This window comes from Streptomyces sp. NPDC126510 (assembly GCF_040302345.1).
Taxonomy (GTDB): domain Bacteria; phylum Actinomycetota; class Actinomycetes; order Streptomycetales; family Streptomycetaceae; genus Streptomyces.
The window spans coordinates 1-19,123 of sequence record NZ_JBEORR010000015.1; the positions used below are offsets into that span (position 1 = coordinate 1).

The following is a 19,123-nucleotide window of genomic DNA, read 5'->3' on the forward strand; positions in this document are numbered from 1 at the left end:
CTCCCGCACCACCCGAAGCAGCTTCTCAAAGCGCCCCATCGGCAACCCGGTGAACGTCTCCACCCACACCGGCTCAGCCCTCAACACCCCACCCATACAGGCAAAATGCCCGCCACCAAGCCTTCTGCAACACCCTTTAGGCGCAGCGGGAGGCGACGTAGCCGTCGCTGCCCGTCTTCACGTAGGCGTCCGCGACGAATTCGCCGTTGGCGATGTTGTCCCAGATGTTCGACGTGCCGTACGTGCCGGTGACGGTGGTCCCCGGGGTCTGGCAGTAGATCGGCACCTGGGCGCCCACGGGAAGGTAGCGGACGATGCCGTACGAGGTGCCGGGGCCGGTGCGGACGGCGAGGCTGACGCCGGGCGCGACCGGGTAGTAGCGTACGGCCGCCTCCGCGGTGGCCGCGCCCACCATGAGGAGGGCTCCGGTGAGCCCGGCGAGCATCATGGATCTGCGTTTCAGGGATGTCATGAGGGGTCCCGGCTTCGTAGGGTCGGATCAGGAGCAGCGCGGGCGGACGTAGCCGTCGCTGCCGGTGTTCACATAGGCGTCCGCGACGTACTCGCCGTCGTCGATGTTGTCCCAGATGTTCGAGCTGCCGTACGGGCCCGCCACTGTTGTGCCGGGCCTCTGGCAGAAGATGGTGACCCTGGCTCCCTCGGGCAGGACGCGGACGAGGGCGTAGCCGGTGCCGGGGCCGCTGCGGACGTTCAGGCGGACGCCCGGAGCGACGGGGTACGAGCGCAGGGCCGTCGCCGCCATGGTGACGGCCTCTCCCTCGCCTCTGCCTTCGAGTTCCTCGGCATGGTCGACAGACATGAAGTTCTCCCCCGTTGAGCCCCATGACTGCGATGGGGTCCCGTTGATTCCTGCGCATCGCGCCATGAAACACATGTGCGCGACTCGTGCGTGGAGGCTAGCAAGCCGCCTCTGTCCCGCACGAGTCTTCGACTAGGCTCCGTGCGTCGCGCGCGCGGACGAACAGCACGGGGGTGGTTCCATGGCGCCACAGCGGAACGCCGGAGCGGGCGCGGAAGCGGAACTTCCCGAATACGCCGGTCACTACCGTCTGGAATCCCGTCTGGGCTCGGGCGGCATGGGTGTCGTGCATCTGGCCCGGAGCACCTCCGGGATGAAGCTCGCGGTGAAGGTCGTACACGCCCAGTTCGCCAAGGACCCCGATTTCAGGGGGCGTTTCCGGCAGGAGGTGGCGGCGGCGCGGCGGGTGAGCGGCGCCTTCACGGCACCCGTCGTCGATGCCGATCCGGACAGCGAACGCCCCTGGATGGCCACGCTGTTCATTCCTGGGCCGACCTTGTCCGACCAGGTCAAGCGGAACGGCCCCATGGAGCCGCCCCAGTTGCGGCGCCTCATGGCGGGGTTGGCCGAGGCGCTGCGTGACATCCATCGTGCCGGGGTCGTCCACAGGGATCTGAAACCGAGCAACGTCCTGCTCGCCGACGACGGACCCAAGGTCATCGACTTCGGTATCTCCCGGCCGGTGGACAGCGAACTGCGCACCGAGACCGGGAGGTTGATCGGTACGCCGCCCTTCATGGCGCCCGAGCAGTTCCGGAGCCCTCGCGAAGTGGGGCCGGCGGCCGACATCTTCGCGCTGGGGTCGGTGATGGTGCACGCGGCCACGGGCCGGGGGCCGTTCGACTCCGACAGCCCGTACATCGTCGCCTACCAGGTGGTGCACGACGAGCCCGACCTGACCGGTGTGCCGGACGAGGTCGCGCCGCTGGTGCTGCGGTGCCTCGCCAAGGAGCCCGAGGACCGGCCGACACCCGACGAGTTGATGCGGGAGCTGCGATCCGTCGCGGCTTCGTACGACACGCAGACCTTCATACCGGCTCAGCGGACCTGGGACACCGAAGGTGCGAGGCCGCCCGCCGGGAAACCGGGCCGTGCGGTGGAGGCCGGTCGTGCGGTGCAGGCCGGTCGCGGCGGGCGGCTGCGGCTCGGCAGGCGGGCGGTCCTCGGAGCCGGGGCGCTCGGCCTGGCCGCAGTCGGCGCCCTGGCCTCGCTCCCGTTGCTCGACGGTGGCGGCGGCTCGCCACAGCCCGCCTCCCCGCGGACGACGTCCGCCGCGTTCAGCGGGTGGCGGACGACACCGGCTGCCGGGGACAGCGCCCCCCTGTGCTCGCACGGGGCCGGACGGCTGTTCTGCGCCACGTCCGGAATGGTCTTCGCCCTGGATCCGTCCGACGGGCACCTGCTGTGGCGGCACCCCGTCGGCGAGGGGCCCAGGAAGGGACCGCCGGTGTCGGCGGGTGGACTCGTACAGCCCTCGGCGGACCAGGGGCGTCTCCTGGAGGCACTCGATCCGGCCTCGGGCAGGGCGCGCTGGCAGCGGGACATCGCAGAGGCCGGCAGCGCGGTGTCCGCCGGTGGCATGCTCCTGGTCACAGGTGCCGACGGGAAGGTCACCGGCGTGGACGGCGCCTCCGGTGTCCCGCGGTGGAGCCACCCGGTCCCCGGCCATGAGATGCCGTACTTCGCCACGTTCGCCGGTGACCCGCTGGCGTACGCCACCAGCGCATCGGGGGACGGGAAGAGCACCCGGCTCACCGTGGTGGATCCGCAGACGGGTGACGCGCGGTCGGAGGTCCGGCTCGACGGGACGCTGAAGCCCTTCGGCGTGACGGGGGGATCGGTGTTTCTGCTGTCCGTCGACGCGGTGCACGGCGATGCGCGGGCCGTGGTCCGCTACACCCCGAAGACGGGTGAGACCCGACGGGTGCCCCTCGCCGTCCCTCTCCAGCAGGCCCATGGCGCCGTGCGCGGGAACCGGGCCTACCTCGTGGGGACCGGGGGATCGCTGGTGGCCGTCGATCTTCAGGCGGGTGAGCGGCTCTGGCAGCTGGAGACGGGCACGATGCGGGGGTCCACGCCGGTCGCCGGTGACCGGTACGTGTACGTGACCGCGTCGGACGGGCGGCTGCTCGCCGTCGACGCGCGGCGCGGGAAGATAGCCGGGCAGACGTCCCCCCGGCTGGGCGACCGGTCGGACCGGATCCCGGCCACGTTGCCCGAGCCCGTGGTCGTGGGCGACCGGGTCTACGGCAGTGCGCCGGACGGGACCGTCTTCGCCGTGAACGGACGCGACCCGGCGGCCTGGTAATCGGTGGTCATGCGCGAGGGCCGTCCCCCGGCGGGAGACGGCCCTCGGCGTGAGAAGGGGATCAGCCCAGCTTCGACACGTCCCGCACGGCGCCCTTGTCCGCGCTGGTCGCCATCGCCGCGTAGGCGCGCAGCGCCGCCGAGACCTTGCGCTCGCGGTTCTTCGGGGCGTACACGCCGTTCAGCGCCTGCTCGCGGCGGGCCAGTTCGGCGTCGTCCACCAGCAGTTCGATGGAGCGGTTCGGGATGTCGATACGGATCCGGTCGCCGTCCTCGACCAGGGCGATGGTGCCGCCCGCGGCCGCCTCGGGCGAGGCGTGGCCGATGGAGAGGCCGGAGGTGCCGCCGGAGAAGCGGCCGTCCGTGACCAGCGCGCAGGTCTTCCCGAGGCCGCGGCCCTTCAGGTACGAGGTCGGGTAGAGCATCTCCTGCATGCCGGGGCCGCCCTTGGGGCCCTCGTAGCGGATGACGACGACGTCGCCTTCCTTGACCTGCTGGGTGAGGATCTTCTGGACGGCCTCCTCCTGCGACTCGCAGACGACCGCCGGGCCCTCGAAGGTCCAGATGGACTCGTCGACACCGGCCGTCTTCACGACGCAGCCGTCGACCGCCAGGTTGCCCTTGAGGACCGCGAGGCCGCCGTCCTTGGAGTAGGCGTGCTCGGCGGAGCGGATGCAGCCGCCCTCGGCGTCCTCGTCCAGCGCCTCCCAGCGCTCGGACTGGGAGAAGGCCTCGGCGGAGCGGACGCAGCCGGGGGCCGCGTGCCACAGTTCGACGGCCTTGGCGGAGGGGGAGCCGCCGCGCACGTCCCAGGTCTTCAGCCAGTCGGCGAGGGAGGGGCTGTGCACGGAGTGGACGTCCTCGTTGAGCAGGCCCGCGCGGTGCAGCTCGCCGAGCAGGGCGGGGATGCCGCCGGCGCGGTGCACGTCCTCCATGTAGTACGTGCGGTTCTTCGCGACGTTCGGCGCGACCTTGGCCAGGCACGGCACGCGGCGCGAGACCGCGTTGATCTCGTCGAGGCCGAAGGGGACGCCGGCCTCCTGGGCGGCGGCCAGCAGGTGCAGGATCGTGTTGGTGGAGCCGCCCATGGCGATGTCGAGGGCCATGGCGTTCTCGAAGGCCGCGAAGGACGCCACGCTGCGGGGCAGGACCGTCTCGTCGTCCTGCTCGTAGTAGCGGCGGGTGATGTCCATGACCGTGTCGGCCGCGTCGACGTACAGCTGCTTGCGGGCCGTGTGGGTGGCGAGGACCGAGCCGTTGCCCGGGAGGGACAGGCCGATCGCCTCGGTCAGGCAGTTCATCGAGTTGGCGGTGAACATCCCGGAACAGGAGCCGCAGGTCGGACAGGCGTTCTCCTCGATACGGAGGATGTCCTCGTCCGAGATCTTGTCGTTCACGGCGTCGGAGATCGCGTCGACCAGGTCGAGGGTGCGGACCGTGCCGTCGACCAGGGTGGCCCGGCCGGACTCCATGGGGCCGCCGGAGACGAAGACCGTCGGGATGTTCAGCCGCAGGGCGGCGTTCAGCATGCCCGGGGTGATCTTGTCGCAGTTGGAGATGCAGATCAGGGCGTCGGCGCAGTGCGCCTCGACCATGTACTCCACGCTGTCCGCGATCAGGTCGCGGGAGGGCAGGGAGTAGAGCATGCCGCCGTGGCCCATGGCGATGCCGTCGTCGACGGCGATGGTGTTGAACTCGCGCGGGATGCCGCCGGCGGCGACGACCGCCTCGCTGACGATCCGGCCGACCGGGGCCAGGTGCGTGTGCCCCGGCACGAACTCGGTGAAGCTGTTGGCGACCGCGATGATCGGCTTGCGGCCGATGTCCGCACCCGGTACACCGGAGGCGCGCATAAGGGCGCGGGCGCCCGCCATGTTGCGGCCGTGGGTGACTGTGCGGGACCTCAGCTCGGGCATCGTCGCTCGCTCCTTCAGAGACGGCGTCAGAGAGTTCGGAGATTTCTGACTGCTACCGAGCGTACGCCGGTCATCCAGTGGGCGGGACGGAGTGTCCGGAATGCGGGACGCCCGTCTCGGACGACGGCACCCGCGGGCCTTACGGATCGGTCAGATGTCCCTGTACGACCGGGGCCAGCCGCGCGATGACCTGCTCCGGGTCCGCCGAGGCCAGCGGCTCGATCCTGAGGACATACCGAAGGATCGCGGTGCCCACGAGCTGGGCGGCGGCGAGCTCGGCCCGCAGCTCGGCGTCCGGCAGCTCCAGCCGCACGGCGATGCGGCGCAGCACCTGCGTGGCGATGATCCGCCGGAAGACGGCGGCCGCGGTGTCGTTGGTGAGGGCGGAGCGGACGATGGCGAGCAGCGGCGCGCGGGTCGCCGGGTTCTCCCAGACGCCGAAGAAGAAACGGGCCAGACGCTCCCCCACCCCGTCGAGCGGGCCCTCCTCGATGGCCTTCGGCGCTTGCAGGGCCGGTCCGAAGGACTGGGTGATCGCCGCCTCGAAGACCTGCTCCTTGGTTCCGAAGTAGTGGTGCACGAGCGCCGAGTCGACCCCGGCGGACTTGGCGATGCCGCGCACGGAGGTCTTCTCGTAGCCGCGCTCGGAGAACTCGTCGCGGGCGGCGGTCAGGATGCGGTCGCGGGTGTCCGCCGACTCCGTGCGCGGGGGGCGGCCGCGGCGGCGGGCGGTGGTGCCGGAGGCGCTGTCCGCCGGGGGCCGGCCGGTCATCGCCGCGGCACCTTCACCGCCGAGGCCAGGTGCAGGCGGGTGAAGGCCAGGGCCTCCGCCAGGTCGGCCTCGCGCTCGGCGCTCGACATCGCGCGGCGGGTGTTGACCTCGATGACGACGTGCCCGTCGAAGCCGGTCAGGGCGAGCCGCTCCAGCACCTCCGCGCAGGGCTGGGTGCCCCGGCCGGGCACCAGGTGCTCGTCCTTGGCCGAGCCGCGCCCGTCGGCGAGGTGGACGTGGCCGAGCCGGTCCCCCATCCGGTCGACCATGTCGAGGGCGTCGGAGCGGGCCGTCGCGGTGTGGCTGAGGTCGATCGTGAAGTGCCGGTAGTCGTCCTTCGTGACGTCCCAGTCGGGGGCGTACGCGAGCATCTCGCGGTCGCGGTAGCGCCAGGGGTACATGTTCTCGACGGCGAACCGTACGTCCGTCTCGTTCGCCATGCGCCAGATACCGGTGACGAAGTCCCGGGCGTACTGGCGCTGCCAGCGGAACGGGGGGTGGACGACGACCGTGCTCGCGTCGAGCTTCTCGGCCGCCGCGCGGGCCCGCTGGAGCTTGGTCCACGGGTCGGTGGACCAGACGCGCTGCGTGATGAGCAGGCAGGGGGCGTGCACGGCCAGGACCGGGATCTGGTGGTAGTCGCTGAGTCTGCGCAGGGCTTCGATGTCCTGGCTGACCGGGTCGGTCCAGACCATGACCTCGACCCCGTCGTAGCCGAGGCGCGCGGCGATCTCGAAGGCCGTGGCCGTCGACTCCGGGTAGACCGAGGCCGTCGACAGGGCGACCTTCGCGTCCGGGATCTTCACGGCTGGCTCTGCCATGCAGGACAGATTACGGGGTGTGGTCGGGGTGGGGTGGGGGTCCTCCTGGCCGTTGTGGTGTTTGCCATAGCGTTCGGCCCCCTGACACCTGTCCTACTCGGACTCCATGTGATCCAGGCGACGCAGGATCACGCCCTCCCGCAGCGCCCAGGGGCATATGTCCACGCGCTCCACGCCGAAGAGGTCCAGTGCGGCCTCGGCCACCAGGGCGCCCGCCAGGAGCTGGCCGGCCCTGCCCTCCGAGACGCCGGGCAGCTCCGCGCGCTCCCGTTCCGTCATGGCGGCCAGTCGCGGGACCCAGCCCTCCAGGGACTCGCGCTTGAGCTCGCGCTGGACGTAGAGGCCCTCGGCGGAGCGGGCCGCGCCGGCGATGCGGGCCAGCTGTTTGAAGGTCTTGGAGGTGGCGACGACGTGGTCGGGGGTGCCGAAGCGGCTGAACTCGCCGACCGTGCGGGCGATCTCGGTGCGGACGTGGCGGCGCAGGGCGCGGACGTCCTCCGGGTCGGGCGGATCACCGGGCAGCCAGCCGGCGGTGAGGCGGCCGGCGCCCAGCGGCAGCGAGGCGGCAGCGTCGGGCTCCTCGTCGATGCCGTAGGCGACTTCCAGGGAGCCGCCGCCGATGTCCAGGACCAGCAGCTTGCCTGCCGACCAGCCGAACCAGCGGCGGGCGGCGAGGAAGGTCAGCCGGGCCTCCTCGGAGCCGGTGAGGACTTGGAGCTCGACGCCGGTCTCGGTGCGCACGCGCTCGAGGACGTCGTCGGCGTTGCGGGCCTCCCGTACGGCGGAGGTCGCGAACGGGAGGACCTCCTCGACGCCCTTGTCCTCGGCGGCCTGGAGCGCTTCCTTGATCACCGAGACCAGCCGGTCGACGCCGTGGGGGCCGATCGCGCCGTCGTCGTCGAGGAGCTGGGCGAGGCGCAGTTCCGCCTTGTGCGAGTGCGCGGGCAGGGGGCACGCGCCGGGGTGCGCGTCCACCACGAGCAGATGCACCGTGTTCGATCCCACGTCGAGGACACCGAGTCTCATGTACGGAACGCTACTGCCCTGTGGGCCGTCCGCCGTCCTCGGCGGGGGTACAAGGCCGGTGGCGGGGCCCGTACCCTGGACTCGTGCCAAAGACGAAAAAGGCCAAGCGCGACAAATCACCGGCTGTCGTGGACTCCGACGAAAAGGGCCTCGACTTCGCTCGCGCGTGGGTGGAGTTTCCTGATCCGGCGGACGACGAGCAGGTCTTCCGCTGCGATCTGACATGGCTGACCTCTCGCTGGAACTGCATCTTCGGCAGCGGCTGCCAGGGCATCCAGGCGGGCCGCGCGGACGACGGGTGCTGCACGTTGGGTGCCCACTTCTCCGACGAGGACGACGAGAAGCGCGTCGCCGAGCATGTGGCCAGGCTCACGCCGGACATCTGGCAGCACCACGCCGAGGGCACGCGGGGCGGCTGGGTCTCCGAGGACGAGGACGGCGAGCGGCAGACGCGGCCCTTCCAGGGCTCGTGCATCTTCCAGAACCGGCCCGGCTTCGAGGGCGGCATGGGCTGCTCGCTGCACATCCTCGCCCTGAAGGAGGGCCGCGAGCCGCTGGAGACCAAGCCGGACGTGTGCTGGCAGCTGCCGGTGCGGCGGACGTACGAGTGGATCGACCGGCCCGACGACACGCGTGTGCTGCAGGTGTCGATCGGTGAGTACGACCGGCGCGGCTGGGGCCCCGGCGGCCACGACCTGCACTGGTGGTGCACGTCGGCGACCTCGGCGCACGGCGCGGGCGATCCCGTCTACGTCTCCTACCGGCCGGAGCTGATCGAGCTGATGGGCAAGGCCGGCTACGACCGGCTGGTCGAGCTGTGCGAGGAGCGGCTCGCCTCGCAGCTGCCGCTGCTGGCACCGCACCCGGCGGATCCCGCGCATCCGGCGAACCCCGGGGCCTGAGGGACCGGCTACGACGTGACCGGGCTCGGGTCGCCGCTGTCCGAGGGCGGTGGCGTCGAGCCTTCCGGGTCGGTCGGGTCCGGGTCCGTCGGCGTGGGTGTGGGGTCCGGGTCGGTCGACGGGGGCGGAGTGGTCGGCGTCGGGTCGGGGTCCGGGGCGGAGGTCGTGGGCGTCGGGTCGGGGTGAGTCGGGACCGGGCCGCCCGGATCGCTGGGGCGGGGGTCCGGGCCGGGGGGAGTGGGCGCGGTGCCGTAGCCCTCGATGTGGACGACCGCGCCCCCCGGTGCCACCGCCACCTGCGCGTGCCAGGGGCCGGCGGGCTCCCGCAGATGGTCGACGTACACCTTGATCGTCACCGACTCGCCGGGCCGGAGCGTTCCCGAGGACTTGCTGAGGTAGAGCCAGGGGGCTCCCGTGGACGCGGACCAGCGGACCGGGGCCGGGCCGCTCGCGGTCAGAGTGATCAATGTGGTGTCGCCGCTGTTGTCGGCCGTGATCTCCAGGGCGCTCTCGCGTCCCGCGCCGGCGACGCCGATGACCTCGACGGAGACGTCGGCCATGCCGTCCTTGCCGAAGCGGGGGCCGGGGCGCGTGCTCGCGTTGCCCGTGTTCTCGTAGCCGCCGCCCGCCACCTCGCCGTCCAGGCCGAACGGGTCGTCCACCTGGAGCGCGGACGCCGAGCGGCCGTCCTGCCCCTCGCCGACCGGGGTGCCCCGGTAGGCGGCCCACAGGGCCAGCACGGGGGCGGCCACGACAGTGGCGACGACGGTCGTGGTGACGGCACGCGCGCGGAGGCGGTCCCTTCGGGCGGCGTGGTCCTTCGGATCCATCGGGAAGCCCCGCCGGTCGAAGCGGGGGGCGGCGCTCCGCGCGCGCGGGTGGTGGGCCATGGCGATGTGCACGGCCGCACGGGGCGCCGGCAGGACGGGCAGTTCGGCGGGCGTGACGCTGGTGCCGGGCCAGCGGCCGGGGATGGCACGCTCGGCGGTGCGGCGGCAGCGCGGGCAGTCGTCGACGTGCCGGACGAGTTCGCGGCGCAGGGCCGTGCCGAGGACGAGCCGGTCGTCGCCGACGAGGTGCGCGACGCTCGGACACGCCCCGGTCTCGACCACGGCGAGGGCCGCACGCGTGCGTTCCACCTCGCACGCGGCGGAGGCGAGCAGATCGCGGGCGGCGGCCAGGTCCATGCCGAGGACGGCGGCGACCTCGTGGGCGGCGAGGTGGTGGCGCACGGCCAGTTCGAGCGCCTCGCGCTGCTCCGGGGTGGTGCCGGCGGCCTCCGGCCAGGCCAGCAGGGCCAGTTCGCGACGGCGCTGCTCCTGGACCTCCTCGGAGGGGGCCGGGGCGGCCGGACGGTCGGCGCGCCGCCGGTCGGTGCGGCCCGCCGCGTGGCTGCTCAGACGTTTCTGCTTGGCCTCGGCCAGCTTGCGCAGGCACGCCCAGCGGGCCAGCGCGTACAGCCAGGCCCTGCGGTCCGCGGGTGCCTCGGGGGCCTGCCGGCCGCGGCGTTCGGCGAGTGCGAGGACGTCGCCCAGGGCGGTGGTCGCGGCCTCGTGGTCGCACAGCACCGACAGGCAGTAGGTGAACAGGCCGTCCAGGTACGGCTCGTAGCGCGCGGGCGGCCGCTGCGCCAGCGTGCGCGCCGCCCCGTGGTCGCGCGCTTCCCGGTGCGCCCGATGTGCGCCGGCCGGGCGGGTCGAGCGGGTCGAGATCTCCGGAGTACTGCTCATCATTCGGCGACCGTAGGGGGCCGGGAGTGGCACCTTCCTACGGCTTGAGCACATTTAATCCGTACGGGTGAAACGATCCCTCAATCGGGGACATGAACCGGTTGTTCCGCCGCCGGCGCGGGGTGGCAGACCCCTGGCGCGCAGGTGGCCGCCGTCGGCCGGTCCCCGTGATGTCAGTGCCTGCGGCTACGGTTCCGTCCATGGCTGCCCGTACGAAGACCACCAAGGACCGCCCGTCCTACCGCTGCACGGAGTGCGGCTGGCAGACGGCGAAGTGGCTCGGCCGCTGCCCCGAGTGCCAGGCCTGGGGGACGGTCGAGGAGTACGGCGCGCCCGCGGTGCGTACGACGGCGCCGGGCCGGGTCACCACCTCCGCCCTGCCCATCGGCCAGGTGGACGGACGGCAGGCCACCGCCCGCCCCACCGGCGTGCCCGAGCTGGACCGCGTGCTCGGCGGCGGGCTGGTGCCCGGCGCGGTGGTGCTGGTCGCGGGCGAGCCGGGGGTCGGCAAGTCCACGCTGCTGCTCGACGTCGCGGCCAAGTCCGCGAGCGACGAGCACCGCACGCTGTACGTCACGGGCGAGGAGTCGGCGAGCCAGGTCCGGCTGCGGGCCGACCGCATCGGCGCCATCGACGACCATCTGTACCTGGCGGCCGAGACGGATCTGGCCGCGGTGCTGGGTCACTTGGACGCGGTGAAGCCGTCGCTGCTGATCATGGACTCGGTGCAGACGGTGGCCTCTCCCGAGATCGACGGCGCGCCCGGTGGCATGGCCCAGGTGCGGGAGGTCGCGGGCGCCCTCATCCGGGCCTCCAAGGAACGCGGCATGTCCACGCTGCTGGTGGGCCATGTCACCAAGGACGGCGCGATCGCGGGCCCTCGTCTGCTGGAGCACCTCGTGGACGTCGTCCTGCACTTCGAGGGCGACCGGCACGCCCGCCTGCGTCTGGTGCGCGGCGTCAAGAACCGCTACGGCACCACCGACGAGGTCGGCTGCTTCGAGCTGCACGACGAGGGCATCACGGGTCTCGCCGACCCGAGCGGCCTCTTCCTGACCCGCCGGGCCGAACCGGTCCCGGGCACCTGCCTGACCGTCACCCTGGAGGGCCGCCGCCCGCTGGTCGCCGAGGTCCAGGCGCTCACGGTCGACTCGCAGATCCCCTCCCCGCGCCGCACCACCTCGGGCCTGGAGACGTCCCGCGTCTCGATGATGCTCGCGGTGCTGGAACAGCGCGGGCGGATCAGCGCCTTGGGCAAAAGGGACATCTACTCCGCGACGGTCGGTGGTGTGAGGCTCTCGGAGCCGGCCGCCGACCTGGCCGTCGCCCTCGCCCTGGCGAGCGCCGCGAGTGACACACCTCTCCCCAAGAACCTCGTCGCGATCGGGGAAGTGGGCCTCGCGGGCGAGGTGAGGCGCGTCACTGGCGTGCAGCGCAGACTGGCGGAAGCCCACCGTCTGGGCTTCACACATGCCCTGGTACCGGCCGATCCGGGCAAGGTTCCGACGGGCATGAAGGTCCTGGAAGTCGCGGACATAGGGGACGCCCTGCGGGTCCTTCCCCGCTCCCGTCGCCGAGAGGCCCCACAGGAGGAGGAGGGTCGCCGGTAGACTTTGCCCTGGTCTCGCCCGTCCGTGCGAACCGAGCGCGCGACACGGGGGCGCCCAGAACCTGCGACCGGAGGAGTGCAGTGGCAGCCAACGACCGGGCATCGGCTCCCGGAAAGTCCGGCGGGAGTGCCGGTACCGATGGCCTGATGCGCGCCTCCCTGAGCGCCGTGGCACCCGGCACCGCCCTGCGTGACGGCCTGGAGCGGGTACTCCGCGGCAACACCGGCGGGCTCATCGTGCTCGGCTCCGACAAGACGGTCGAGGCGCTGTGCAGCGGCGGTTTCGTCCTGGACGTCGAGTTCACCGCGACCCGTCTGCGCGAGCTGTGCAAGCTGGACGGCGGCATCGTGCTGTCCTCGGACCTGTCGAAGATCCTGCGCGCCGGCGTGCAGCTGGTCCCGGACCCGACGATCCCGACGGAGGAGACGGGCACCCGGCACCGCACCGCGGACCGCGTCAGCAAGCAGGTCGGCTTCCCCGTGGTCTCCGTCTCCCAGTCGATGCGGCTGATCGCCCTGTACGTCGACGGCCAGCGCCGCGTCCTGGAGGACTCGGCGGCGATCCTGTCCCGTGCCAACCAGGCCCTCGCCACCCTGGAGCGCTACAAGCTCCGCCTCGACGAGGTCGCGGGCACACTGTCGGCGCTGGAGATCGAGGACCTGGTGACCGTCCGGGACGTCTCGGCGGTCGCCCAGCGCCTGGAGATGGTCCGCCGCATCGCCACGGAGATCGCCGAGTACGTGGTTGAGCTGGGCACGGACGGCCGGCTGCTGGCCCTCCAGCTCGACGAGTTGATCGCGGGCGTGGAGCCCGAGCGCGAGCTGGTGGTGCGGGACTACGTCCCCGAGCCCACGGCCAAGCGCTCCCGCACGGTCGACGAGGCCCTCGCCGAACTCGACGCCCTCAGCCACGCCGAGCTTCTCGAACTGTCGACGGTGGCCCGGGCGTTGGGCTACACCGGCGCGCCCGAGACGCTGGACTCGGCGGTCTCCCCGCGCGGGTTCCGCCTGCTGGCCAAGGTGCCCCGGCTCCCCGGCGCGATCATCGACCGCCTGGTCGAGCACTTCGGCGGGCTGCAGAAGTTGCTCGCCGCGAGCGTCGACGACCTGCAGACGGTGGACGGCGTGGGCGAGGCCCGTGCGCGCAGTGTCCGCGAGGGCCTGTCGCGGCTGGCGGAGTCGTCGATCCTGGAGCGGTACGTCTAGCGCGCAGGAACTCTGCCGCAACGGCTGAGGGCGGTACCCGGCATGCGGTACCGCCCTCGGGCCGTTTCGCCACCTTCCCTGCGGCTTCGCCTCGTTGTCGGCGGCTGTGAAGGCCTCTGCCGCGCTGCCCCGGTCTGTGTCCCGACCGCTGACCTGCCCTCTGTCGCCGGGACCTGGTTGGCGCGGGTCAGGACGTTGGTGACGGCGCATAGTGGTGGGCAAGATCGGTGGCGAGATCGTGGAGGTGAGCCCTGGCTTCGGTGGGGCCGTGCACAGTGATGGCCCTCCCGAACGGCAGTAGTTCTCGCACGTCCTCCAGATGCAGGAAGCGGATGGTCACCTTGCGGCCGGTGGCAGATTCTTCATGGTCGTCCCGGACGAGTCGTAGGCCGAAGATCCGTTGCGCTCGCTCGATCTGGGTCTGGTCGATGGTGACGCTGACCTCTACCGCGTGGTTGTGTTCCCACTGAGCAATGAGCGCCGCGGCGACGGTGGCCAGGGTCTGGCTCTCGCGGATCCGTCGTGGCCGGCCGACTTCTCTCCACGTCGTGATCCGTTCGAGCCGGTACATCCGTGGCACTCGGGCACAGTCGGCGACGAGGTACCAGATGCCGGCCTTGGCGAACAGCCCGTAGGGATCCACGACCACGTCGCGTGGGCATGACTCGCGTGGGCTGTCGTATTCGATCCGTAGCCGGCGGCCCCGTCGCACTGCGCCGATCAGCGAAGCCGGAGTCGTGCCGAAAGCTGGTGCCTGACGCCAGGGACGGTTGTCCACGTGCACCACGTCGGTGAGCGGCAGGAGCTCGTGGACTCGACGTGGCTGTGTAGCGGCGATCTTGGAGAGCGCGCGCCGGCTTTCGACCGATGTGTTGAGCTCCGCACGTTGTTTCTCATCCAGCCCCGTGAGCGACAGATGTTCACGCTCGCCCGGTGTGAGTCGCGTGAGGTCGAGCCCGGATCCGGGCAGCATGGTCACGCCTCCGAGGCGGCCCCGGTGTGCGGTCACCGGCAGACCGGCGTCGCGGAGCCAGTTCAGATCTCGGGTGATGGTTCGAAGGGACACCCCGAGCGCTGAGGCGAGTTCCTGTGTGGTCACGGCATCCCTCGCTGTGAGGAGCAGCATCAGGGAGAAGAAGCGGTCCGGGGTCACCCACCGATTTTTTCAGGAATTGCGACACGATGCGGCGCATATCCCGGTCAGGCTGGTGGATGCGTGTCCACCACCTGTGAGAAGGAACGACCATGACCACATCCGTCGTGTCCATCGTCTACGTGAACGACGCTCCCACCGCAGCTCGTTTCTACGGCGACCTCCTCGGCATGAGCCCCTCGTTCGAGACCCCGGGATACATCACCTTCGACCTCGGGCCAGGCGCTGACCTCGGTCTGTGGTCCGGCCAGTTCGAGCATCTGTCACCGGACGTCCCGCGCACCAGTGAGGTTTGCCTGGCCATCGACGGTGGACCCGACGAGCTCGAGGCGACCTTCGAGCAGTGGAAGTCCAACGGGGTCACGATCCTGCGCGAGCCTCATGATGCGGGTTTCGGGCTGACCTTCCTCGCAGCCGATCCTGACGGGAACCGTATCCGCGTCGCACCACGGGACTGAGAGGCCGCAACGTGGCAGGCGTGCACGACAGGTGTCGCGCCTGCCGTCGTCCGACTTCGAGAGGACGACGAGTGCCGTCGCCGCACCAGCGAGGACGCCCGGTCGGCCGCGATCGCAGTGTGGAACATCCACTGCAACCACCACCGCCCGCATAGTGCTGCCGCCGGTAAGCCGCCAGCAGCACGCCTACGCGAGAGCGTCACCGGCGTCGAGCCCTCCTACGCCTAGTCGGCCGAGAGCACGAACGAGGTCTGCACCTTCGCGAAGCCCGGGGCCTTGGCCTCCACCAGGTACGTGCCGGCCCCGGCCGAGCCGGCGGGAGGCGTGGCGCACCGGGGAGCGCTCGGCTTGCGGTCCCACTTCACGGTGTAGGTGATGCCGCTGCCGGCGGCGACCCGGTACAGCTGGTGCGCGGCGGCCTTGGGGCAGTCCGCGGAGGACCAGTAGTCGTCGTCGCTGCTCGCCGGGGCGATGGTGAACACCGCGTTCTTCGGCCCGAGATCGATCTTGCAGTCGCTGCCGGAGACGTTCCGTGCAGTCAGCAGGAACGTGGGCGTCTGCTCGGGGTCGTAGGTGTTGTGCCGGCTGCGCAGGCTGAACTTGACCGCGCTCGCGGTGCAGTTGGGGAGGGTGGAGCCGGACGGCAGGGTGTCGCCCGCGCCGACGCCGTCCGCGGTGGCGCCGCTCCCCGAGCCGCCGTCGCCGCCCGCGCCCTCGGAGCCGCCGGAACCGGAACCGTCGCCGGAACCGTCTCCCGACCCGCTTCCCGACCCGCTTCCCGAGCCGTCGCCCGAGCCGTCGCCGGAACCGGACGAGGAGCCGCCGGAACCGCCGCCGCCCGACTCGTCACGTCCGCCGGGTGCTTGGCTGACGGCCGGACCCGAACCCGACGGCCCGGGCGTGATGGAAGGCGCTGGAGTCTGGCCGTTGGCGCCGTTGTCACGGTCCTTGCCGCCCCCGCCGCCCATCATCACGATCCAGGTGGTCAGCAGCGCCAACACGGCGACCACACACACCAGAACCACCCTCCGACGCCAGTAGATGGAGGAGGGAAGCGGCCCGACCGGATTGCGCAGAGATCCCACGGCGCAAACCTTACGAGAGATCGGCATGCCGACCCGTCCCACCCGCCGCTGGGGCGACAACTTTTCCGGATCATCATCCCGGAAGTCGGGTTCCCGCCCCCGTCTTTCGTCAGGTGCGCAGCCCGACGATCGCTGGGTGTGACCGAACAGGCCCTTCACCTACCGTCCGTGACCATGACCTTCCAGGACACGACCCTCTACCGCGACATCACCGACTTCGCCCTCACCACCCCGTCGTGGGTACAACACGGGGCCAGGACATGGACGGAGGCCGGACTGCTCGTGTTTGTCGCGCTGTTCGCCGCCTGCTGGTGGCGTGCCCGCCGCGACAGCCCCCACGTGTTCGCGGCAGCGGTCCTCGCACCGCTGGCCACCGGTGCGGCGTATGTATGCAGTGAGGTCCTCAAGTCGGTCGCCACGGAGGAACGTCCGTGCCGGGCGGTGGCCGATGCGGCCGTCTCGCTGGCCGGATGCCCCCCGCACGGCGACTGGTCCTTCCCGTCCAACCACGCCACGATCGCGGGCGCGTCAGCGGTCGCCCTGGCCCTGGTCCGGCGTGCGCTGCTGTGGCTGACCGCCCCGCTCGCCCTCCTCATGGCCATCTCCAGGGTCTTCGTCGGCGTGCACTACCCGCACGACGTCCTCGCAGGCCTCGGGCTGGGCACACTCGTCGTCCTCGTCGCCGTACGGCTGGGCGCCGGGCCGATGACGCGGCTGACCGGGGCACTGCGCACCTCGTCGGCACCGGCGGTGCGGTGGGTGCTGGGGCCGGGCCCGGCGCTCGTCCCGTCGTACGAGACGGCCGCGCGCCGGTGAGCCGGGACGCACGGCGTACAGCCGGGCCAGGACGCACGCGCGCTGTTCAGCCTCGCCGCACGCGCGCCTCTGAGCCGCGGCCCTGTGCGTGTCGTCGAGCGGTGCGCACCCGCACCGCCGGCCGGTCGTTGGTCGTCCACCGACGGGCACTGCGGCCGCGGCCGGTCATGGCTCCACCAGCCCCGCCTCGTACGCCACGATCGCCGCCTGCACCCGGTTGCGTACGTCCAGCCGGTCCAGGACCGCGCTGACGTAGGCCTTCACCGTGCCCTCGACCAGGTGCAGCCGGGCGGCGATCTCCGGGTTGGACAGGCCCGCGCCGACCAGGCCGAGCACCTCGCGCTCACGAGGGCTCAGGATCGCCACCCGCGCGCGTGCCCGGGCCTCGCGGGTGAGGCGCCCGCCGCCGAGGCCCTCGGCGATGACGTACCAGGCCACCTTGGGCGAGAGAAACGCGGCGCCTGCGGCGACCGCCCGCACTCCCGCCAGCAGTTCGTACGGATCTCCGGACTTCAGCAGGAAGCCGGTGGCGCCACCGCCGAGGGCGCGGGTCACGTAGGCGCCCTCGGAGAAGGTGGTGAGCATCGCGACGGCCGTTCCGGGCACGGACCGCACGATCTCCTCCGCCGCCCCGAGGCCGTCCAGGCGGGGCATGCGGATGTCCAGCAGGGCGACGTCCGGGCGGTGCGCGCGGGCCAGCTCGACCGCTTCGCGCCCGTCGCCCGCCTCGGCGACGACCTCCGTCCCTCCGCCACTGCCCAGGATGGCGCGCACCCCGGCCCGGACCATCGCCTCGTCGTCGGCCAGCAGCACCCGGATCGGTGGCCTGCTCGCGTCTCCTGTGCTCACCGTGCGAACTCCTCGTACTCTTCCCGGCCTTCGCCTGACATCCCGGCCCCGGGAACCACGTCCTTGGCGACCAGCCGCCCGGCATCGAAGCACAGTCTGAAGTGGTCCACGGAGACGAACAGTTCGCCGCTCGCGCGGTAGTAGCGGCACTCCGCTCCCCCGGGCGGAGCGGGAGCCCGGTCCTCGGGTGGGTCGTTCACATCGCGATCGGGCAGCACGCGTTCGACCTCGGCCATCGGGGCGCCCAGGCGCAGTTCCGTGTACGCGGCCGGTTCGAGCACCGAGTGCGTCTCGGCGTATGCGTACCAGCCGAAGGCGGCGCCGACGAGTGCGGCGCCCACGCCGGCCGCGGTGCCGAGGCCGATGGCGACCCGGCGGCGGACCTGGGTGAACGGCGCCCGGGCGGGGCGCGGAGGTGTGACGGCGGTCCGCTGCCGGGGGACGTACGCCCGCACCCGGAAGCCCTCCGCGTGCCGGCCCGCCTCGAACTCCCCGCCGACCGAGGTCACTGCGGCCCGCAGCCCGAGCAGGCCCGTACCGCCTCCGGAAGGCGGGGAACCGTCCTGTGTCGCCCGGCCACTGGTGATGGCGACGGCGGTGCCCGCCTCGCGTCCGGTGACCGCCACGACCACGGGAGCGCCCGGCGCGTGCCGTGCCGCGTTGGTCAGTGCCTCCCGGGTCACGCGGTGCAGCAGCCGCTCGGCGACGTCGCCGGGGTCCGTGGGCGGGTCGTGTCCGGCGGGCTCCCAGCGCACGGGGAGGCCCGAGTCAGCGGCGCGGGCGACGAGTTGCTCCAGGGTCTCGCCTGCCGGAGTCAACGGCACCGGCTCGTCGTCCTCGCGTAGAACACCGATGATGCGGTGCAGCCGATCGGTGGCGTCGGCGGCGGCCGCACGCAGGTCGGCCACCGCGGCCCGGTGTTCGTCGCCGAGGCCGTGGGCGACCTGGAGGGCACCCGCGCGCAGGGCGATGAGGCTCAGCTCGTGGCCGAGGGAATCATGCATGTCCTGGGCGATCCGGGCCCGTTCGCGCAGCCGGGCGCGCTCCTCGGCGAAGCGGGCCTCGTCCTCCAGTCGGGCGGCACGCAGCCACCCTGCCTCGGCCAGCTCACGGCTCTGCCGCCAATAGCGCCCGCCGAGCCAGGGAAAGACACAGCCGAAGAGCAGCGTGCCTGTCATGACGAAGCACTCGGGGGCCGGGTCGACGCCGACGAGCGCGCTTCGCGCGGCGCCCACGCAGCCGATGGCCGCGAAGCCCACCAGGGCCGGGCGTGCGCGGCCCGCCCGCAGCCCGAGCAGCAGTGCGCACATGCCGAGGGCGGGGCCGTAGGAGACGGTGAACAGGGCCGGAGCGGCGGCGAGGCTCAAGGCTGCCACCAGCCCGAGGGCAACCAGAGGAAGCCGCCGGGACACGACGGCGGCCCCTGCCAGCACGACCACACCGACCGCCTGCTGCCAGCCCGGCCGTGGCTCGTTCAGCCCGACCCGGTCCGCCGCGAGCGCCGGGACGGCGAATGCGGCCCAGAGGAGGGCACCACGGGCGACAGAGGCCGGGCCAGGACGTTCCATGCGCCTGACGCTACAAGCGCCCGACCCGCCCGCACTGCTGTCGATCGTCAGGTAGCTGTCTCTTCAGGGGTGGCGGTATGCCCGA

17 protein-coding genes and 1 pseudogene are annotated in these 19,123 nt (G+C 72.1%); 6 read left to right on the forward strand and 12 right to left on the reverse strand.

The window, feature by feature from the left end; translation table 11 throughout:
• The 3 genes and pseudogenes from ABTX60_RS22060 to ABTX60_RS22070 form a co-directional block, all read right to left on the reverse strand.
• Window positions 1-96 (reverse strand): annotated as a pseudogene (locus ABTX60_RS22060) (IS5/IS1182 family transposase); the annotation flags it as partial.
• A 40-nt stretch (window positions 97-136) separates the two neighbouring features.
• Entirely contained in the window at window positions 137-472 is a 336-nt protein-coding gene (locus tag ABTX60_RS22065; protein ID WP_502992366.1) for a hypothetical protein, read from the reverse strand.
• Window positions 473-499: 27 nt separating this feature from the next.
• Window positions 500-820 (reverse strand): SH3 domain-containing protein, encoded by a 321-nt coding sequence (locus tag ABTX60_RS22070; RefSeq protein ID WP_352098712.1) that lies wholly within the window; start codon window positions 818-820, stop codon window positions 500-502.
• A 181-nt stretch (window positions 821-1,001) separates the two neighbouring features.
• Here ABTX60_RS22070 and ABTX60_RS22075 point away from each other — a divergent pair, with 181 nt between their 5' ends.
• A complete protein-coding gene (locus tag ABTX60_RS22075) occupies window positions 1,002-3,128 on the forward strand; it encodes a protein kinase domain-containing protein (RefSeq protein WP_352098713.1) in 2,127 nt (708 codons plus the stop codon).
• A 61-nt stretch (window positions 3,129-3,189) separates the two neighbouring features.
• On the opposite strand, the gene ilvD is transcribed toward ABTX60_RS22075, so the two are convergent.
• The 4 genes from ilvD to ABTX60_RS22095 all read right to left on the reverse strand — a co-directional run bounded on the left by ilvD (window position 3,190) and on the right by ABTX60_RS22095 (window position 7,662).
• Window positions 3,190-5,043, reverse strand: coding sequence for a dihydroxy-acid dehydratase (gene ilvD, locus ABTX60_RS22080; RefSeq protein ID WP_352098714.1), 1,854 nt, complete (start codon window positions 5,041-5,043; stop codon window positions 3,190-3,192).
• A 139-nt stretch (window positions 5,044-5,182) separates the two neighbouring features.
• Window positions 5,183-5,815, reverse strand: a complete 633-nt coding sequence (locus ABTX60_RS22085; RefSeq protein WP_352098715.1) for a TetR/AcrR family transcriptional regulator — start codon at window positions 5,813-5,815, stop codon at window positions 5,183-5,185.
• Window positions 5,812-6,636: a sugar phosphate isomerase/epimerase family protein gene (locus tag ABTX60_RS22090; protein ID WP_104783359.1), complete on the reverse strand. Its 825-nt coding sequence runs from the start codon at window positions 6,634-6,636 to the stop codon at window positions 5,812-5,814. The genes ABTX60_RS22085 and ABTX60_RS22090 overlap by 4 nt, the downstream gene beginning before the upstream one ends.
• Before the next feature lie 93 nt (window positions 6,637-6,729).
• Window positions 6,730-7,662 carry a Ppx/GppA family phosphatase gene (locus tag ABTX60_RS22095; protein ID WP_352098716.1) on the reverse strand — a complete coding sequence of 311 codons (933 nt, stop codon included), beginning with the start codon at window positions 7,660-7,662 and terminating at the stop codon, window positions 6,730-6,732.
• Window positions 7,663-7,745: 83 nt separating this feature from the next.
• Between ABTX60_RS22095 and ABTX60_RS22100 the strand changes: the two genes are divergently transcribed.
• On the forward strand, window positions 7,746-8,564 hold the full coding sequence (locus tag ABTX60_RS22100) for a DUF3109 family protein (protein WP_352098717.1): 819 nt from the start codon (window positions 7,746-7,748) through the stop codon (window positions 8,562-8,564).
• A gap of 8 nt (window positions 8,565-8,572) precedes the next feature.
• On the opposite strand, the gene ABTX60_RS22105 is transcribed toward ABTX60_RS22100, so the two are convergent.
• Window positions 8,573-10,297 (reverse strand): BACON domain-containing protein, encoded by a 1,725-nt coding sequence (locus ABTX60_RS22105; RefSeq protein ID WP_352098718.1) that lies wholly within the window; start codon window positions 10,295-10,297, stop codon window positions 8,573-8,575.
• 197 nt (window positions 10,298-10,494) lie between these two features.
• On the opposite strand from ABTX60_RS22105, the gene radA reads away from it, so the two are divergent.
• Window positions 10,495-11,904, forward strand: a complete 1,410-nt coding sequence (gene radA, locus ABTX60_RS22110; protein ID WP_352098719.1) for a DNA repair protein RadA — start codon at window positions 10,495-10,497, stop codon at window positions 11,902-11,904.
• Window positions 11,905-11,984: 80 nt separating this feature from the next.
• Window positions 11,985-13,109 carry a DNA integrity scanning diadenylate cyclase DisA gene (gene disA / locus ABTX60_RS22115; RefSeq protein WP_104783374.1) on the forward strand — a complete coding sequence of 375 codons (1,125 nt, stop codon included), beginning with the start codon at window positions 11,985-11,987 and terminating at the stop codon, window positions 13,107-13,109.
• 187 nt (window positions 13,110-13,296) lie between these two features.
• On the opposite strand, the gene ABTX60_RS22120 is transcribed toward disA, so the two are convergent.
• Entirely contained in the window at window positions 13,297-14,262 is a 966-nt protein-coding gene (locus ABTX60_RS22120; RefSeq protein WP_352098720.1) for a helix-turn-helix transcriptional regulator, read from the reverse strand.
• Window positions 14,263-14,354: 92 nt separating this feature from the next.
• Between ABTX60_RS22120 and ABTX60_RS22125 the strand changes: the two genes are divergently transcribed.
• On the forward strand, window positions 14,355-14,720 hold the full coding sequence (locus ABTX60_RS22125; protein WP_352098721.1) for a VOC family protein: 366 nt from the start codon (window positions 14,355-14,357) through the stop codon (window positions 14,718-14,720).
• Between the two features lie 224 nt (window positions 14,721-14,944).
• Here ABTX60_RS22125 and ABTX60_RS22135 read toward each other — a convergent pair whose 3' ends face one another.
• Complete coding sequence (locus ABTX60_RS22135) at window positions 14,945-15,805, reverse strand: hypothetical protein (protein ID WP_352098722.1); 861 nt, start codon at window positions 15,803-15,805, stop codon at window positions 14,945-14,947.
• Between the two features lie 174 nt (window positions 15,806-15,979).
• On the opposite strand from ABTX60_RS22135, the gene ABTX60_RS22140 reads away from it, so the two are divergent.
• Entirely contained in the window at window positions 15,980-16,621 is a 642-nt protein-coding gene (locus tag ABTX60_RS22140; protein ID WP_352098723.1) for a phosphatase PAP2 family protein, read from the forward strand.
• Between the two features lie 165 nt (window positions 16,622-16,786).
• Here the strand turns inward: ABTX60_RS22140 and ABTX60_RS22145 are convergent, their stop codons facing one another.
• A complete protein-coding gene (locus ABTX60_RS22145) occupies window positions 16,787-17,410 on the reverse strand; it encodes a response regulator (protein WP_352098871.1) in 624 nt (207 codons plus the stop codon).
• Between the two features lie 56 nt (window positions 17,411-17,466).
• Window positions 17,467-19,038: a sensor histidine kinase gene (locus ABTX60_RS22150; RefSeq protein WP_352098724.1), complete on the reverse strand. Its 1,572-nt coding sequence runs from the start codon at window positions 19,036-19,038 to the stop codon at window positions 17,467-17,469.
• Window positions 19,039-19,123 lie beyond the last annotated feature (85 nt).

Excerpts from the sequence above, each read along its gene's own strand:
- radA (WP_352098719.1), top strand. The coding sequence starts at position 10,495 with ATGGCTGCCCGTACGAAGACCACCAAGGACCGCCCGTCCTACCGCTGC.
- ABTX60_RS22075 (WP_352098713.1), top strand. The coding sequence starts at position 1,002 with ATGGCGCCACAGCGGAACGCCGGAGCGGGCGCGGAAGCGGAACTTCCC.
- ABTX60_RS22145 (WP_352098871.1), bottom strand. The coding sequence starts at position 17,410 with ATGGTCCGGGCCGGGGTGCGCGCCATCCTGGGCAGTGGCGGAGGGACG.
- ABTX60_RS22065 (WP_502992366.1), bottom strand. The coding sequence starts at position 472 with ATGACATCCCTGAAACGCAGATCCATGATGCTCGCCGGGCTCACCGGA.
- ilvD (WP_352098714.1), bottom strand. The coding sequence starts at position 5,043 with ATGCCCGAGCTGAGGTCCCGCACAGTCACCCACGGCCGCAACATGGCG.
- ABTX60_RS22090 (WP_104783359.1), bottom strand. The coding sequence starts at position 6,636 with ATGGCAGAGCCAGCCGTGAAGATCCCGGACGCGAAGGTCGCCCTGTCG.
- ABTX60_RS22140 (WP_352098723.1), top strand. The coding sequence starts at position 15,980 with ATGACCTTCCAGGACACGACCCTCTACCGCGACATCACCGACTTCGCC.
- ABTX60_RS22095 (WP_352098716.1), bottom strand. The coding sequence starts at position 7,662 with ATGAGACTCGGTGTCCTCGACGTGGGATCGAACACGGTGCATCTGCTC.
- ABTX60_RS22085 (WP_352098715.1), bottom strand. The coding sequence starts at position 5,815 with ATGACCGGCCGGCCCCCGGCGGACAGCGCCTCCGGCACCACCGCCCGC.
- ABTX60_RS22070 (WP_352098712.1), bottom strand. The coding sequence starts at position 820 with ATGTCTGTCGACCATGCCGAGGAACTCGAAGGCAGAGGCGAGGGAGAG.
- ABTX60_RS22150 (WP_352098724.1), bottom strand. The coding sequence starts at position 19,038 with ATGGAACGTCCTGGCCCGGCCTCTGTCGCCCGTGGTGCCCTCCTCTGG.
- ABTX60_RS22125 (WP_352098721.1), top strand. The coding sequence starts at position 14,355 with ATGACCACATCCGTCGTGTCCATCGTCTACGTGAACGACGCTCCCACC.
- ABTX60_RS22105 (WP_352098718.1), bottom strand. The coding sequence starts at position 10,297 with ATGATGAGCAGTACTCCGGAGATCTCGACCCGCTCGACCCGCCCGGCC.